We start from the raw sequence: 16,235 nt of genomic DNA, 5'->3' as shown, positions 1-16,235 counted from the left end.
TGTTCCCGCCCTTTGCTTTGACATCACACAAAACACAAAAGCCCTTTTACATGATTAAACCCTCGATCCCAAACAGATGCAAGAAGGGATGTGGCCTACGTTATGGAAAAGAGGAAAGGAGTGAAAGGACAATGGCTGAACCAGCAAGAAAAATGGACATGGAAACCGGCGCTGTTCTCAACAAAGAAGGTAAATTTCTGACCTTTACGCTGGCGGATGAGGAGTACGGCATCGGCATCCTGAAGATCAAGGAGATCATCGGGATGATGCCGATCACCTCGGTGCCGCAGACGCCGGATTTTGTAAAAGGGGTAATCAATCTGAGAGGGAAGGTGATCCCCGTGGTGGACCTGAGGCGCAGGTTCGGGATGAAGGCGATCGACTATACAGAGCGGACCTGCATCATCGTAGTGGAGATCCAGGGGGAGACAGGGATGGTCATGATCGGAATTGTGGTGGATTCCGTATCCGAGGTGTTGAACATCAAAAGGGAAGACATCGAGGAGACCCCGACTTTTGGTACCCGGCTCAATACCGACTACATCCTTGGGATGGCCAAGATTGAAGGCGGGGTCAAGATCCTCCTGGATATTGACAGGGTGCTCAGCGCTGAAGAAGCCGCCATGCTGGGACAGGTCGCTTAGAATGAGAGGCACATCACACTAACACCGAATTTATCCGGAGGGATGCTGTTGAACAACATGAAATTGGGTACAAAGATCGCCTTGGGATTCGGTATATTGATCGCGATCGCGGCAATCCTGGGCGGTGTAGGTGTCGTACAGATGGGGACGGTGGAGACCGAAAGCACCAAACTGGCCGAAGAGTATGTCCCTGAAGTGGACATGGCCGCTGAGCTTCGCGCCGCTGCCAACCGTCTGATGTATGCCATGCGGGGGTACATTTTTACCGGGGATCAGATATTTTATGATGAGGCGCAGCAGGAGCTACGTGCCGCTCATAACGCCATTGAACAAGGCGGACAGCTCGAAGAGAGATCGAAGCACCTCAAGGGCTTGAGAGAACATCTGGAGGTCGCCACAACGGCGATACATGCGTATGGCGAATCTATTGATCAGACGGGTCAGATCGTTGCCAGGATGCGGGACAATAGGGCCGCCCTTGACGCCTCTGCCGATAAATACATGGGCATCTGCAATGAATTTCTCGCAGATCAGAACCGGGCCTTCAAAGACGATCTGGCCGGAGCACAGAAGAGAGTCGAGATTGTAAACGAGATCGCCAATCTCGGCGTCAAGGCACGCGAAATCAACTTTAAGGGGCAGGCCACCAACAGCATGACCCTTGTGGAGGTGGCCATCGAACTTTTGGCAGGCCTCGATACGTATGTGGAGGAACTTAAGGCAATTACGCAGGACGTCGAGGATACCCAACGGGTCGATGACATAGCGGCGGCCGCCCAGGTCTATGCACGGAACATGGAGGATTACATCGAGACGACCGGCGAGATGATTCTTGCGGGGCAGAAGATGGAAACGGTCGCTGCCGAGTATATGAAGACCTGCAATGATTTTTTGGACGGTTTGAATGACAAGATGCTGGGAGAGCCCGGCGGGTCCACGGTCAACGTCCAAGAAAGCCTGAAGAAGATCGGCCTGGTTAACGACATCATAGAAGCGGGGGCCGCGGCCTGGATTATGAGTTACAAGGCCCAGGCCACCCAGGATCCGAAGCTTATACAGGAGGCGGAGATCGGATTCAGAGGAGTAACGGAAATTTCCTCCAAACTGCGCAAGATCACCCCCGATACGGAAGATCTCCAGCGCGTTGACAAGATTGAGGCTGCGGCAGAGGACTTTATCTCTGTGATCAGATCATACCTGAAGGACTTCCGAACCCTCTCGGAGTTTCGCTATGCCATGGATCAGGCAGCTGGTCAATACGTGGCGCAGTGCGAAACCTTTTTGGAAGGCCAGCAGAAGAAATTGGCCGCTGATATGTATGATCGGAATACAAAGATCATGCTGGTCAATGCGATTATTGATCTGGAGAATGACACCAGGGTGAAGGTCTTTAAGGCCCAGGCCCTGGAGCAGCCCGCCATCATGGAAGAAGCACTGAACAATTTCCCCAAGATCAAACTGACGCTGGAAGAACTGAGGAAGATCACCGAGGGGGATGTGGATCTTAACCGAATTGAGCAGGTCGAGTCTGCCGGCAACGCCTTCAGGGGGGCCATGGTGGACTTCCTGGGCAATTGGAAGATGATGCGGGATGTCGGCAACAAGGGGGAAGCTGCGGGAAAAGGGGTGATTGATGCCTGCAGGAGTATGACAAGCGCCGGTATGCAAGCGACCGGGAAGGTTGCAACAGATGCTGTGGACCTGCTGAAAAGTTCGTCGTGGATCATGGTTGTCGGCCTGATCGCGGCTGTGATCTTAGGGGCGTTAATTGCCTTGTTCCTTACCCGAAGCATCACCGGTCCCATCAGACGGATTATCCAAGGGCTGAACAACGGTTCAGATCAGGTGGCTTCCGCCTCTCATCAGGTCTCCAGCGGCAGCCAGTCCCTTGCAGAGGGGGCGGCTGAACAGGCGGCTTCCATCGAGGAGACCTCTTCATCGCTTGAAGAAATGGCGTCCATGACAAAGAAAAATGCCGAGAACGCCGATGAGGCCAGGACCATGATGGGAGAGGCCGGACAGATTGTAGACAAGGTAAACCAGCACATGGGCGATATGTTGAGCGCTATCGAAGAAATCACCCGGTCCAGCGAAGAGACCGGCAAGATTATCAAGACCATCGATGAGATCGCCTTCCAGACCAATCTTCTGGCATTGAATGCCGCGGTTGAGGCGGCACGGGCCGGGGAGGCGGGCGCGGGGTTTGCCGTGGTGGCGGACGAGGTGAGGAACCTGGCCTTGAGGGCGGCGGATGCGGCCAGGAACACATCCGATCTGATCGAGAATACCATCAAGGCGGTCAAAAACGGCAATGAACTGACCCATACCACTCAGGAGGCCTTTAGGGATAACATGGAGATTTCCCGGAAGGTAGGAGGTCTGGTGGATGAGATTTCGGCGGCGTCCAATGAACAGGCCCAAGGGATCGAGGAAATCAACAAGGCGGTCACGGAAATGGACAAGGTGGTTCAACAGGTGGCTGCCAATGCCGAGGAATCGGCCAGCGCCTCCGAGGAGATGAGTGCCCAGGCAGAGCAGATGCAGGCCTATGTCGCTCAACTGGTAGGCATGGTGGGAGGGAAGGCAATCTCCACTGAGGTGGTAGCGGTCCGTCCCGTAAAAACGGATTTCCTGAATCCTCCCATGGAAGCAGGAGACAAGAGGAAGATCAAGGCCCTCGACGTCCCGAAGAAGAAGGAAAAGATGACGCCTGGGGAGATTATCCCGATGGATGATCAAGACGTCGAGGAGCTGTGACCAGAGATAAAAGCTCCTTTACGGCAGGGCAACGGTTATTGTGGAGGATCGTTGCCCTGCCGTATTAAACCCGTATTAAACCCGTTTATCGGGATTTAATATGGTTAGGGTCATGATCAGCCCTCCGAAAAACTTGATAAAATTATGTTTTTTCCTGTCCGAGTCAAAAAATTGACGAAGTATCGAACTGGTTTCCTATCACATTTTGTATCCGATGGCGTTCATTCGGCTAAAATCATTCAATTCATCGGATAATTGTTCCATACGGAGGGACTTTATCTCCCCTTTTCCCCGAACGCAATACCGTCTTCGAGATAAATATATGCCTCCAGCCCGGGCCTGGCGCAGAAGTCAGGCAAATCATGCTTTGGCACGGATAATGCTCATACACTGTGGTGATCTCTTACAACCATACACGTTCACATTCAGACGAGTCAACGATAGGGTGTCCGGCAGCACTCGTAGAAGCATAGAAAGTCTAATGCGAAGAAGGGAGGTTGTGCCGTGAACAAAGAAACGCCTTTAAGGTATTTCGTCGCCGTCATCGGTTGTACCGTCATGATTCTCTTTGGGATTGAGGGGGGGTACGCAACCGATAATAAGGGCAAGGTGTATGTCGGCTCAGCAGCTTGCAAGGACTGTCACGAGAATGAATTCAAAAACTTTGCAGCGTACACTAAGAAGGCCTCTTCATTTAAGAGTATCCAACGTATGAAGAAAGGTTTGACTGAAGTCGAGATAAAGGGGTGTTTAAGGTGTCATACCACAGGATATGGCGAACCAGGAGGTTTCATATCTCAAAAGGAGACCCCGCATCTTAAGGATGCCGGCTGCGAGGTTTGCCACGGGCCGGGCAGTGTTCATTGTGAAACCGAGGATTCGGAAGACATAAAAGGAAGACTGTCGATTGGCGATTGCGAGAAATGTCACAGTGCCGAAAGGGTTGATGCGTTCAAATTCAGGCCACTGATCTATGGGGGCGCACACTGATCCCAAATCCAACCTGTCGCCGGATCGCCGGGCAGGGGACGGATGTGAGATGATCGGGTTATCAAACAGATCCTGGAGGAGCCATGAAGATTTTTTCATATTTCAGCGAAAAGTTGTGGATCAAAGTCATGACCGCTGTATTGATGCTCCTGATCCTGGTCGTGGGTGTGATGAGCATCACCAGTGTTCAAAACCAGACAGCGGCGCTAAAGGACCAGATCGAGCATGATGCCGAAATGCTGGCTGCGGCTATTGAGGGGGGTATGATTGACTCATTGGCCGTGGGCGATAATGACAACGTGGTAAAGCAGTTTGAGCGGCTCAAGGAGAATATCTCCGGCCTTGAGGTGATGATATACGACTTTCTAGGGACGATCTCCTTTTCTACGGACCAAAGTATGCCAGGTCGGTCCATGGATGCCGTTCTGCGACATCAATCGGGGGCCGAAATAGTGAGCCGGATGATCGAAACCGGAAAAGCCCCCATTGAACCCCTTGAAGAATCGATCAATGGCGTGCCGTTTTTGAGTACTCTGCGCCCCATTCACAATGATGCCCGCTGTTTTCACTGCCACGGAAGTTCGCGAAAGGTATTGGGCGGAATGCTGGTGCGCGCGTCATCAGAAAAGGCACTTGGCGCGGCCGTTTCCGCCCGCAATATGAACTTGATGGTGGGAATCGCAGGGCTGATCGTCATGATCCTGTTGGTCTATCTTGTGTTTCACCGCTTAGTTGATGGCCCGATCCAGAGGCTGCTCAACCTGGCAGGGAAGATGAGACAGGGCGATTTGACGTCGGTGGTGGAGGTCAAAAACCGGGACGAGATAAGTCATGTCACCAACAGAATGAACCGCGTCAACGAAAGTTTCAGAAGCATCTTGGGGGATATCCTAACTGCTGCCAAGAAGCTATCTGATGCAACCAACGGGCAGGCCTCTGCGCTGGAGGAAACCAGCGCATCTCTGGAGGAGATGGGGGCGGTAACCAAGAAAAATGCTGAAAATGCAACCCATGCAGATCAGCTGATGCATGAAGCCACTAAGATCATTGAAAAGGCAAATAAATTCATGGCCAACGTGACCGACTCAATGGAATCCATCAGCCAGGCAAGCGACGAGATGTCCAAGATCATCAAGACCATCGATGAAATCGCGTTTCAAACCAACTTGTTGGCGCTGAATGCGGCGGTCGAAGCGGCCAGGGCGGGTGAGGCGGGGGCAGGCTTTGCCGTGGTGGCCGATGAGGTCAGGAATCTTGCCTTGCGTGCTGCCGAGGCCGCCAGGGGCACCTCGGAGTTGATCCAGACCACGGGCAACAAGGTTCATGACGGGACAGCCATGGTGGTTGAAACCAACAAGGCATTTTCCGAGGTCGCCGGCAGCGTGATCCGGGTGGGCGAGTTGGTCAGCGAGATCAGCGAGGCCTCAAAGGAACAGGCCCAAGGCATCGATCAAATTAATCAGGCGGCCGTGGAAATAGATGCGGCGAATCAGAAAAATGCCCTGAATGCAGAAGGATTGGTAGCGTCAGTACTCGCTTTCAAGATTGAGGGCAATCGGAATTCGAAGAGGCCGTTTTTGGGCCTTGAAGACCGAACCGCCAATGAAACAGCAGAATAGGACGCTGAAAATCAAGAGAAAGGGAAAATGGGGGCAAAGAGATCATCCGGATCAAAGAGGTTGATTTTGAGCCGTTTCAAACTGGTTTGCTATGACCCCCGGCATTTTGAATGCCGCCTTTTCAGCATCGGGATTGGGGCTGTGATAGATCAAGTCAATGCCGATTGCCTTGGCGGAAGTGAGTAGAAAATGAGAGGAAAGGAGGGGACACTAAAGAAGGCAGACAACACACTGAAAACAAGGAAGTTGGATATTAACGCAAAATAAAAGGAGAAGTTATGATGAGAAGGATTTTTACTCTGTTATTTGTATTATCCGTGGGTATTTTTCTGGGCGGGCTGGCTGTTGCCGAGGAGCAGGCCACAAAAGACGAATGCGTGGCTAAGTGCAAAGAAGCGGCGGCGATGGTAAAGGAAAAGGGGTTGGATGCCGCTCTCGAAACAATCAACGACAAGAATGGCCCATTTGTTTGGAAGGATACCTATGTATTCTGTCTGGACCTGAACAAGACTTGCAACATCGCCCACCCCATCAAACCCAAACTCATCGGCAAGAATCTTATAGCGGCCAAGGATGCGGGCGGAAAACTGTTTTTCGCGGAATTCATCAATATGGCCAAGAACAAGGGCGAAGGTTGGGTAAGCTACATGTGGCCCAAGCCGGGAGAAAAGACCCCTTCACCCAAAATAACGTATGTGTACAAAGTGCCGGGTGAGGATGTGGCCATGCTTGCCGGGATTTACGAATAGAACCATTGTGGCAAGCGCACCGTATTCGCCATGCCGGGAACGCGGGCGCCTTGCCATTTACGGGGGGATTTTATGTCACTTTTGAAATGGGTCACATTTTCAAGCATTCGGGCCAAGGTCATCATCTTGCCCGTGTTAGCCATCGTGGGAATGGGTGCCATCGCAGGGGTCAACAAGTATCTCGATGCCAACAAGGGTCGGGATATCATTGTCGGAAGAGAGAGCCAGGCCGCTTCAGCAGGGATTGTCAGGATGATGTTGATCGAAGAACAGTTTATAAACCGCCACGACAAGGCCTTGCTCACAGAATATAAGGAACATCTTGGCGCTATTGAGAAAACCGCGTTGGGCCTGCAGGCCAGGGCCGTTGACCCTGAGATAAAGGAACGGGTGGATGCGGTGACCGCAATCATTCATGCTCATGGCGCGATCTTTGAACAGGTGGTCCAAAACATAGAATCCATGGACAAGGCGAAAGCGGAACTCGCGGCCAGCATTCAGCAGATGAATGCATCCCTTCAAAAGATCGTCGGGTCCATTGATCAGGAAGACGCCATGCTGATTACACAGGGGGAATTCCTGGATTCAACTAAAGCGGGGGCGCGAAAAGAGATCAGCGATTTCCTGGGGGTGGGGAACGAAAAATTGTTGAACATCCAGAATCTCCTCCTGTTTTCGAATGTCGAGCAATTTAATGAAGTCAAAAAGACGGTTGACGCCAAAACCCAACTGCTCAAAAGGAACATCGATACCGTTTTGAAGTCAATAAACGCGTCTGAGTTTAATGAGATCTGGAAGGCGGCAGAAAAAGACATGGCCGTAATCGAACAGGCTGGGGATGTGTTGTTTAAAGAGTGGGGAAAAAATCAGGACCTGTCGGCCAAGCTCAAGCAGACAGGGATTCAGGCGCAACAAACCGCGGAAGAGATCGTTGCACTGACCAAGGCCAGTATTGAAAAATACGGGCAAACCAGCGACGTCGTGAGTGTGATTGTCCTCCTGACTGCCATTGTCTTTTTGATACTCTCGGCGTTTTTAATCATAAGGGCGATTAACGGCTCTTTAAGAAAGGCCATTGCAAATATCTCAAGCAGTACGGACCAGGTTGTAACGGCCTCTTCTCAGATTTCCGCATCCAGTCAGTCTCTGGCCGAAGGTTCGGCAGAACAGGCAGCTTCCATCGAGGAGACATCTTCCTCTCTGGAGGAGATATCCTCCATGACCAAGCAGAATGCGGACCATGCCAATCAGGCGGACGGTCTCATGAAAAAGGCCAATCAGGTGGTAGGGCAAGCGAACACATCTATGAACCATCTGATCGATTCTATGGAAGGGATCTCCCGGGCGAGCGAAGAGACATCTAAGATTGTCAAGACCATCGACGAGATCGCTTTTCAGACCAATCTACTGGCCTTGAATGCCGCGGTTGAGGCGGCAAGGGCCGGTGAGGCTGGGGCCGGATTTGCCGTGGTTGCGGACGAGGTGAGGAACCTGGCGCTGAGGGCTGCGGATGCTGCAAAGAACACGGCGAACCTCATCGAAGGCACTGTGAAGAAGGTCAACGCCGGTTCTGATATGGTTCAGGAGACCAATGAGGCGTTCACAAAGGTGGCGGAGAGCGCTTCCAAGGTGGCCCATTTGACCGGTGAGATTGCGGCGGCGTCCAATGAACAGGCCCAGGGGATCGAACAGGTAAACACTGCCGTCACGGAGATGGATAAGGTGGTCCAACAGAATGCGGCCAATGCTGAAGAGTCGGCGGCTGCCTCCGAAGAGATGAATGCTCAGGCAGAGCAAATGAGGGCGAATGTGGGAGAGTTGATCGCCCTGGTAACGGGAAGAAGGCGTGCCGGAGCCGTTTCAGAAGGCCCAACAACCGCTATGATGGAGAGGTCGGCAAAAGGAGGGAGGGCCGTATCCAGAAAAAGGACCGAGAAAAGAGGTCGGGCGGTTTCTGAAACGGAGGAAAACAGAAAGCTGATTTCCCTGAATGATGCGGATTTTAAAAACTTTTGAGCCGCCTGGCCATCAGCCGAACAAGCGGTGTAAATGATTCGGGGGTCGGTATATTGATGATCCAAGAGACGGCCAGGATAATGCCATTCTGACCGTATCCCAGACGCCCGACGTTGTAAGAGGTGTCGTCCGCCTCAAGGGAAACGCAATCCCTGTGACGTATCCGAGGCCCCGTTTGGTTAGTGATGAAGGCCTATGTGCTGATGTCCAGATGCCAACCCTGTACATGACGGGGGTGAATCTGAATTGATAATGAGGTCAGGTCCCTTGTAGATTTAGCGCAATGATCGACGCTTAAAGGTAAAACAGGAGGGGAGAGGAACAGAATGAGAAGAATGAAGCTCAATGCCAAATTGGTTTTCACTTCGCTGGCAATCGTGGTTCTGGTAATGGTCGTTACCACGATTGCGGTCTCAATCGTCATTAACCGACAGAATAGTGAGGCCGCGTATGATCGGATCAAGACCGCCATAAACATCATCCGGAAAGACCTGCAGGTGAAACAGAAAAATATTCTGCTTGATTCGCAGCAGGCTGCGACGGTTGATGGTATGGGAGGAAAGATGAAGTTTCTTTCCGATTACCAAGAAGGAGATGTCAGCTCCATCACCCGGAACACCTTTCAGGAGATCGTCTCTACCCTCTTTAATATCGCCAGCATGTCGGATGTATGGGAATTGGGAATGTATGATGCGATGGGAAATCTCAAGTCTTTCGCACTTGAGAGGGACGATCAGACATATGCCATCGGATATTTTCCAGGTACAAAGGGCAAGTCCTGGGGCCTTTCCCTGAAACGAGGAGAACAGATAACCCCGGATGCCTGGAAAGAATCTGAATCCCGGCCAACAATGAACATGAAGATGAACTATGGAGAGAAGATTCCCAAGGAGGAATCCGTACAGTTTGAACAGATGGGAGGCTACATCTGCCTGGTGAGCGCTGTTCCCGTTATGGCCGAGGGCTACGACGCAAAATCGGATGGGCTTGTTAAGAGTCAGGTCGGTTTTTCAGCGGCGATTCGAAAACTCGATAAGGATTTTCTCACCGATATGTCGGCCCTCACAGGACTCCAAATCAATATATTTACCGGGAAGGGATTGAGCATCGGTAATAATGCGGATTACACCGCCCTTCAACTTCCGGATACCATCAAAAAGAAAGATGCGTGGACCCTTTCCGATCAGGAGGTCCTGCTCAATGATGTTCAACTGGAAAAGGGGGATTGTTTTCAGGGAGTCCTCCCCCTGGGCGGAAGTGGAGGGAATACCGGCGCCATTGCCGTCCTCCTCCCCAAGGACATTGTCAAAGCAAATACCTGGCAGATGATCCGACTCCTTGGCGTTATATACCTGGCCTGCATACTATTGATCATACCACTGACCCTCATCTTTTCAAAATCCATTGCAAGGCCTATCGAAAACATCATTGTCGGGCTCACCGATGGATCAGATCAGGTGGCCTCTGCTGCACACCAGGTGTCGGCCGGCAGCCAGTCCCTGGCAGAAGGTGCGGCCGAGCAGGCGGCCTCCATCGAAGAGACCTCTTCCTCACTGGAAGAGATGTCCTCCATGACAAAGAAAAATGCGGATAATGCGAATGAGGCCAAGACCATGATGACCGAGGCCGGACAGATCGTGGAAAAGGTGAACCAACACATGACCGATATGGCCGATGCCGTCCAGGAGATCACTAAGTCCAGTGAAGAGACGGGTAAAATCATCAAGACCATCGATGAAATCGCCTTTCAGACCAATCTGCTGGCTCTCAATGCCGCCGTGGAGGCGGCACGTGCAGGTGAAGCAGGGGCAGGGTTTGCCGTTGTGGCCGACGAGGTCAGGAACCTTGCACTGAGGGCGGCAGACGCAGCCAAAAACACCTCCAATCTGATTGAGAATACCATCAAGGCCGTCAGAAACGGCAATTCACTGACCCAGTCTACCCAGGAGGCATTCAGCGAGAACATGGAGATCGGTAAGAAGGTGGGTCATCTGGTGGAGGAGATTTCTGCTGCATCCAATGAGCAGGCCCAGGGGATTGAGGAAATCAACAGGGCCGTAACTGAGATGGACAAGGTGGTGCAGCAGGTGGCTGCCAATGCGGAAGAGTCTGCCAGCGCCTCTGAGGAGATGAGTGCACAGACTGAACAGATGCAGGTGTTTGTCGCCGAATTGTCTGCTATGGTCGGTGCAAAATCAATCCGGAAATCCAAGGTCTCATCTTCGGCTAAAACGGCAGGATCTTCGTCAACCGAACACGTCCGGTCCTCAAAGACGGCCGTAAAGAAGAGGCAACAGAAATCAGATAAACTGAAGGCGCTTTCCGCGCCGGGCAAGAAAAATGATGCCAGGCCCGAAGAGACCATTCCGATGGATGATGACGATTTCAAGGGTTTCTAATCTGTCCTAAATGGTCAAGCGATTTGGATCACAGCAAGCAAGAGGCAAGACGACTGTCTTTGCTTGCTGTAATTTTAGGCTCAATGCCGTTAACTCAATGATTTGAGGGTAACTCGTGCCTGAACGAAAACTCCGTTCAGGCTAATGGGTAACTTTGAGAGCGATATCGACGCCGAACTCTCCCTCACTGGTTTCACACGGAATAGAAATGATGGGAATGGAAGATGGATAATTTACCTCATGTTTTCCAATAACCACAGTGGGAACCGAAAGTGACGTGTTGGCGACAGGAAAACCGTTCTTCGCACTCCCGGCAACCATATTTGCGATTTCTCCGATAGCATCCACACAATCCTCGTCAAGCTCCGATAATTGTTCGCCAAGCAATGCGGAGGCAAGCTGCAGTGCAGTCTTTTCCGAAAGATTGATCACCACAGATCCGGTGACCTCACCTGATATCCCGATGATACTGCTTACCTCATGGGAAGGTATCCCGTCCTTCTTAAGACAAGGTTTCCCCACGCTGAAAGATACCTCTATCATGGTTTCAAAAACATCCTTCACTGCAGCCAGAAAAGGATTGATATATCTGACATCCATTTAAGCCTCCTGATTTTAAATAGAAGAAATTCGAATTTTTCTGCTGTGGAGGGATGCCCGATGGCTGAGTCATGGACCGAGGGACCACCCCCGGTTTTCAGCTCCACAGCTTTTTCGAGATTTCTTTGGTCTGCAATTCTTTAATAACTTTGAATTTGACGCCAATGCCGGGCACCTGCAACCCCTCACCCCATTTAACGCAGCGGCATACCTCGGCACTTATGGGCGTTCTGTCGGTCAATTCCATAACCGTGAGCCAGGCCGTGTCGCCGGGGGCCCAGTCGTTGACTGAAAAGAGAAAACATCCTTTTTCAGATACATCCACGGTTACCGTTTTTTCGGAATTTGAGATTCCACAAGCCTTGTCCTTGGACAGGATGACGTTGAAATGGATCTCTTTTCTGATATGGTAACCCAGCCGGCGCGGCGTGAAGGGCCGGCATTTGCCGTTGATAAAATCGAGCAGTGTCGCGCCCGGTTTCTGGCCGGGATAAAACACCCGTATCTGCCTGCTTCCTTTTTCAAGGCTCACATGTGCTGCTGGAAATTTTCTTAGTGTACTGTAGATGAATTCCCTGTCATTTTTAAGAGCATATATTTTCGTGGGCATGTCAATGACGACGCCATCGAAATAGAGATCCGTCACATCGGCATCCAGGCCTTTTAGCGACGGAACTGCATTCACGGTGACCCCGAGCCGTCTGATCGATTCACAATATACGTTTCTCTCCCATTCCTCCATTGCGATGAGTAAGATTCTAATATCCATAAGAAATGGAACTCTCCTCAAGCAGGTTCGTCGCCGCTGCAGCTGATTGATTTATAACACATGTGAAATATGCAGCTCCGTCTGGAAGATCTCGATACGCCTTTTGTGACCCCTCTTGAGGATAAGGGACATCGCTTTATGCCTCAATTTCAATGAAGAGCGGTTCATCCATGCAACGCGCTGTCAATTTTTCTCACAGGCCCTTTTATCCATGGAACCTATATTATGACTGTTCCGGGCATGTTGGGTCTTGGCCCCGAGAAAAGGTTCCGTTAAAACCATCAAGATGCATGATATTTGTAAGCATAAAATGTGCCAGGAAGGAGGTATGCCAATTTTTCAAGTCATTGAGGTGAGTTTTGCCCGATATTTCATCGGAATTGACTCAGGCCCCGCGTCAGCACTGCCTAGAACAAATCTCAGGGAAAAGGCGGTGCCCGGCTTCAGATCTGCAGTAATCCCGAGAAGGCATCCACCAACACCGAGATCCATCACCTCGCCGGTTCCATTGACGCTTTTATCCACCATCAGTTGAGCCTCAATTCCAAAACGAACCCGGCTGAAGCGTCGTTTTTTCTGTACCCTGACTTCTCCTTTCTTCGAAAATTTTGTTCTCCTTCACCGTAGTTCATTAAACTGTTTCCCGCGAGTGATCTCAATGTTACCCGGATGCCCCGGAAAGAAACCCTTTGGTAAATTGAAACCCATTATGGTATAATATAACTATGAGAGATCAGCGCAAGGCAAAATTGCTTAAGAAGATCGTACAAAGTGATGGCGTTCCAGGGCTGTCTCCTCTCGCCGTTCGGTTAGTCGAACTGGCCACAGACGACCGAAAGGGCGCACGGGACCTGGCTGACATTATTGAAAAGGACCCTGCCCTGGCCACGAGGCTTCTCAAACTGACGGGGAGTGCGTTTTTTTCCCGGCCGGCTCGGGTCACATCCATCCCTCAAGCCATTGTATTGTTGGGTTTCAAGCGTGTGCGCCTCATGGCATTAACCCTTTCCCTCCGAGATACCTTTCCAGCTGACCGGAAAGGCGGTGTGGATTACAACAGCTTCTGGAAGACCTCCCTCTACAGGGCATTGATTGCTCAGGAACTCACCTCGACTGCGAGGCTGGTTGATTTGCGCCCGGAAGAGGCCTTTGTCGGTGGTCTGCTCCTGGAGGTCGGTCAGCTCATGCTCCACAGTGCCATATCCGACCCGGAGGAAACGTTTTTCAGGGGAGATGAACCCCTGGAGGCACTTATTTCATCGGAGGAGGAAAAGTTCGGGATTCACCATCGAAAGGTGGGGGCGCTTGTCCTTCAGCGATGGCGGTTTTCTGAAGACCTGGTGGAGTGCCAGAGATATTTCGGGGATGAGGCCCTGTCGTCGGACAGGCCGACCCTGTGCAGGATCGTGGAGTTGGCGAGGAGGGCGACAGAAATCGTTTTTGGGTCGACAGACACCCTGTACGAGCTCCACAAAGTGGCCCGGGAACTTTTTTTTCTCGATAAGGACCAGGTGGACGACATCCTGTCGATGACTTTCGGCAAGGTGGAAGAACTGGGAGAACAACTCAGAATAGAGATTGATTCGGAAAAGGATATCATTGCCGTCATGGAAAAGGCAAACCTCGCCTTAGCCAGGCTCACGGCTTCGTTGGATACGTCGATCCAGGGGCTCGTTGCAAAGGTCAAGTCCTACGATCAGTCGCTGGTCGAGATTTCGCAAGCGGCTGACCTTGGCCGCCAGGAGACCCTCAACAACACTTTGGACGCGGTCGCCCATGAGATTCGCAATCCGCTTCTGGCCATTGGGGGCTTTGCCGAAAGACTGTCGCGCCATGCCTCCGAAAGAAATCGCGCCCAAGAATACGCTAAAATTATTGCAAAGGAATCCGAACGGTTAGAGCGGATTCTCAGGGAAATTGTCGATTATTCACAGATCTATGAACCCTCTTTTTCCGAAAGGGACCTGATTCCTCTCGTTAATGAGGTCGTCGATGAGCTTGCGGATCTGTTTCGCGAAAGGGACGTCAGGGTCATTAGAGATTTTTATCGTGAAACCTTGAAGATTCCGATGGACAGGGATGGCATGATAAAGGTAATGCGGCAGTTTATCAAAAACGCGGCAGAGGCGATCGATCAAACCGGCGGTCAGATAGTGTTATCCATACGGCCGTCTGCTTTAACGAATGAAGTGGCCCTGACCATTTCCGATGATGGGGCCCCTATTCTGGAGACGATCCGAAACCTCCTGTTGGATTCGAATCTTTCCGGAAAGTCCTTTGACCAAGGTTTGGGATTTCCCCTGGCCAGAAAGATCATCGAAGCCCACAGGGGACGAATTGAACTCAGTCACCCGGAAGCTACGGGTAACGTCGTCAGATTATTTCTCCCAACCCAACACGCCAAACCTTCAGGGGCGATTAACACCGAAGTTTGACGAAGAACCTGTCGAGAGGGTATGTGTAAGGATTTCTACCCCGGGAGTTTGCTAAAGCGGATACCCGCAACCAAAACGCCTGAGTACTGTCCCGTCATTCCGGCATGCCCTTAGCCGGAATCCACTCCGCCGTATTTCTGGATTCCGGCTAGAAACGTGCCGGAATGACGGAGGGCTAAGCGCGCAGTGGAAGGATGGCCATATTTTCTTGTTTTTCATGACAGAAGACCAGGAAATAAGGGCCTAAAACACGCCTCGAAAATTCTCCGGGCGGATGACGCGGGAGATCAAATATAGCAGTCTATGAACTGCCCCCTTTTGGGGGTGATCACTTCCTGTCCGTCGGATCCGTAAACGAACGATGATTGGGCAGGGGAACACACCTCAAATACCACCGGCTCCCTGGATCGGGCCGGGAGATATCGATATTCCATGCCCGGACGATTATCAGCCCCTATGGGCACAGGGAGAAAACTATCTATCGGCATCAAGGCGTCTGCAACGACCATTTTCGGGAAACCCATTCAAAGGGATTTGAGAATCGACGACGGAACGCTCTCTTTGATTCCTGCTTTGACGTTAATCAACGCTGAAAACGACGCGTCTGCCACGGTTCTTGGGGGGTAAATCTTTTCTATTTTTCCTCAATATAAATAACATAGGAAATCGGAAGACCGTTGTCAAACTCAAATTTATGCAGATTTTTGTGCAACGCCAAGAGCGGGGGATGCTTTGTGGACGATAAAATCTGCCGCCAAGGCCTAACCGGCCAAGGCGGCATATTTTAGGAAACGAAAAATAGGTTATTAATTCGATGGGTTAGTGCAAAATCAGAAAGCGCTATATCATCCGCCCAAATGTGCATACATGATCTCATAAGCCACAGTGGACCTAAACAATGGGCTGGCCGGATCTTCTATGTTAAATAAGACCAGTTTTTTTTCTCTGGCAGGAAATTCCCATGTGCCTACATACCCCAACAGATTTCTGTCGCATCCATGTTTAGTGGAAAGAAAGTCGATAGCTTTTTCTATAAATGGAAGAGTTAACATTGCTCTATCCTCTTTTCAGATGGAATCGTACCTCCCATATTATCGTCAACACCGCCGCATAACTTTATCTGAATCTGAACAGTCGCTTGAGTGTGACCGCCATTTTTTGCTGCACTCGCGGATTCATCCGCAGGGACCGGCAACATATAGCCATGCCGGTGGGGGGAGCGAAACATAGATGACGTTTCAAAGCCCCCCTGCTGAA

The 16,235-nt window shown here is 51.2% G+C and carries 12 protein-coding genes; 8 read left to right on the top strand and 4 right to left on the bottom strand.

The window, feature by feature from the left end; all coding sequences use genetic code 11:
• The first annotated feature begins 131 nt into the window (after positions 1 to 131).
• From K9N21_05120 to K9N21_05090, 7 genes are all read left to right on the top strand, one after another.
• Complete coding sequence (locus K9N21_05120) at positions 132 to 644, top strand: chemotaxis protein CheW (protein ID MCF8143284.1); 513 nt, start codon at positions 132 to 134, stop codon at positions 642 to 644.
• A gap of 48 nt (positions 645 to 692) precedes the next feature.
• The gene (locus K9N21_05115) at positions 693 to 3,401 is read left to right on the top strand and encodes an MCP four helix bundle domain-containing protein (protein MCF8143283.1); all 2,709 of its coding nucleotides are present in this window, start codon (positions 693 to 695) and stop codon (positions 3,399 to 3,401) included.
• A 558-nt stretch (positions 3,402 to 3,959) separates the two neighbouring features.
• Positions 3,960 to 4,391: a cytochrome c family protein gene (locus tag K9N21_05110; protein MCF8143282.1), complete on the top strand. Its 432-nt coding sequence runs from the start codon at positions 3,960 to 3,962 to the stop codon at positions 4,389 to 4,391.
• Between the two features lie 83 nt (positions 4,392 to 4,474).
• On the top strand, positions 4,475 to 6,010 hold the full coding sequence (locus tag K9N21_05105) for a hypothetical protein (GenBank protein MCF8143281.1): 1,536 nt from the start codon (positions 4,475 to 4,477) through the stop codon (positions 6,008 to 6,010).
• 281 nt (positions 6,011 to 6,291) lie between these two features.
• Positions 6,292 to 6,759 carry a cache domain-containing protein gene (locus K9N21_05100; GenBank protein MCF8143280.1) on the top strand — a complete coding sequence of 156 codons (468 nt, stop codon included), beginning with the start codon at positions 6,292 to 6,294 and terminating at the stop codon, positions 6,757 to 6,759.
• Between the two features lie 150 nt (positions 6,760 to 6,909).
• Positions 6,910 to 8,775, top strand: a complete 1,866-nt coding sequence (locus K9N21_05095) for a chemotaxis protein (protein ID MCF8143279.1) — start codon at positions 6,910 to 6,912, stop codon at positions 8,773 to 8,775.
• A gap of 551 nt (positions 8,776 to 9,326) precedes the next feature.
• Positions 9,327 to 11,174, top strand: a complete 1,848-nt coding sequence (locus K9N21_05090; protein ID MCF8143278.1) for a hypothetical protein — start codon at positions 9,327 to 9,329, stop codon at positions 11,172 to 11,174.
• A gap of 141 nt (positions 11,175 to 11,315) precedes the next feature.
• Here the strand turns inward: K9N21_05090 and K9N21_05085 are convergent, their stop codons facing one another.
• The 3 genes from K9N21_05085 to K9N21_05075 form a co-directional block, all read right to left on the bottom strand.
• A complete protein-coding gene (locus K9N21_05085; protein ID MCF8143277.1) occupies positions 11,316 to 11,774 on the bottom strand; it encodes a chemotaxis protein CheX in 459 nt (152 codons plus the stop codon).
• A 97-nt stretch (positions 11,775 to 11,871) separates the two neighbouring features.
• Positions 11,872 to 12,543 carry a PilZ domain-containing protein gene (locus tag K9N21_05080; protein MCF8143276.1) on the bottom strand — a complete coding sequence of 224 codons (672 nt, stop codon included), beginning with the start codon at positions 12,541 to 12,543 and terminating at the stop codon, positions 11,872 to 11,874.
• A gap of 339 nt (positions 12,544 to 12,882) precedes the next feature.
• On the bottom strand, positions 12,883 to 13,071 hold the full coding sequence (locus tag K9N21_05075) for a hypothetical protein (GenBank protein MCF8143275.1): 189 nt from the start codon (positions 13,069 to 13,071) through the stop codon (positions 12,883 to 12,885).
• Between the two features lie 197 nt (positions 13,072 to 13,268).
• Here K9N21_05075 and K9N21_05070 point away from each other — a divergent pair, with 197 nt between their 5' ends.
• A complete protein-coding gene (locus K9N21_05070) occupies positions 13,269 to 14,978 on the top strand; it encodes an HDOD domain-containing protein (GenBank protein MCF8143274.1) in 1,710 nt (569 codons plus the stop codon).
• A gap of 287 nt (positions 14,979 to 15,265) precedes the next feature.
• Here K9N21_05070 and K9N21_05065 read toward each other — a convergent pair whose 3' ends face one another.
• A complete protein-coding gene (locus K9N21_05065; GenBank protein ID MCF8143273.1) occupies positions 15,266 to 15,466 on the bottom strand; it encodes a hypothetical protein in 201 nt (66 codons plus the stop codon).
• Positions 15,467 to 16,235 lie beyond the last annotated feature (769 nt).

Source organism: Deltaproteobacteria bacterium, assembly GCA_021737785.1.
Classification (GTDB): Bacteria; Desulfobacterota; DSM-4660; order Desulfatiglandales; family Desulfatiglandaceae; genus AUK324.
The sequence above is the reverse complement of the archived record's forward strand: the minus strand, read 5'-3'. Positions and strand labels throughout refer to the sequence as shown.

Bases quoted from the DNA above. Each gene is read 5' to 3' on its own strand.
- K9N21_05120 (MCF8143284.1), top strand. From the start codon at position 132: ATGGCTGAACCAGCAAGAAAAATGGACATGGAAACCGGCGCTGTTCTC.
- K9N21_05110 (MCF8143282.1), top strand. From the start codon at position 3,960: ATGATTCTCTTTGGGATTGAGGGGGGGTACGCAACCGATAATAAGGGC.
- K9N21_05105 (MCF8143281.1), top strand. From the start codon at position 4,475: ATGAAGATTTTTTCATATTTCAGCGAAAAGTTGTGGATCAAAGTCATG.
- K9N21_05100 (MCF8143280.1), top strand. From the start codon at position 6,292: ATGAGAAGGATTTTTACTCTGTTATTTGTATTATCCGTGGGTATTTTT.
- K9N21_05095 (MCF8143279.1), top strand. From the start codon at position 6,910: ATGGGTGCCATCGCAGGGGTCAACAAGTATCTCGATGCCAACAAGGGT.
- K9N21_05090 (MCF8143278.1), top strand. From the start codon at position 9,327: ATGGGAGGAAAGATGAAGTTTCTTTCCGATTACCAAGAAGGAGATGTC.
- K9N21_05085 (MCF8143277.1), bottom strand. From the start codon at position 11,774: ATGGATGTCAGATATATCAATCCTTTTCTGGCTGCAGTGAAGGATGTT.
- K9N21_05080 (MCF8143276.1), bottom strand. From the start codon at position 12,543: ATGGATATTAGAATCTTACTCATCGCAATGGAGGAATGGGAGAGAAAC.
- K9N21_05075 (MCF8143275.1), bottom strand. From the start codon at position 13,071: ATGGTGGATAAAAGCGTCAATGGAACCGGCGAGGTGATGGATCTCGGT.
- K9N21_05070 (MCF8143274.1), top strand. From the start codon at position 13,269: ATGAGAGATCAGCGCAAGGCAAAATTGCTTAAGAAGATCGTACAAAGT.
- K9N21_05065 (MCF8143273.1), bottom strand. From the start codon at position 15,466: ATGCCGATAGATAGTTTTCTCCCTGTGCCCATAGGGGCTGATAATCGT.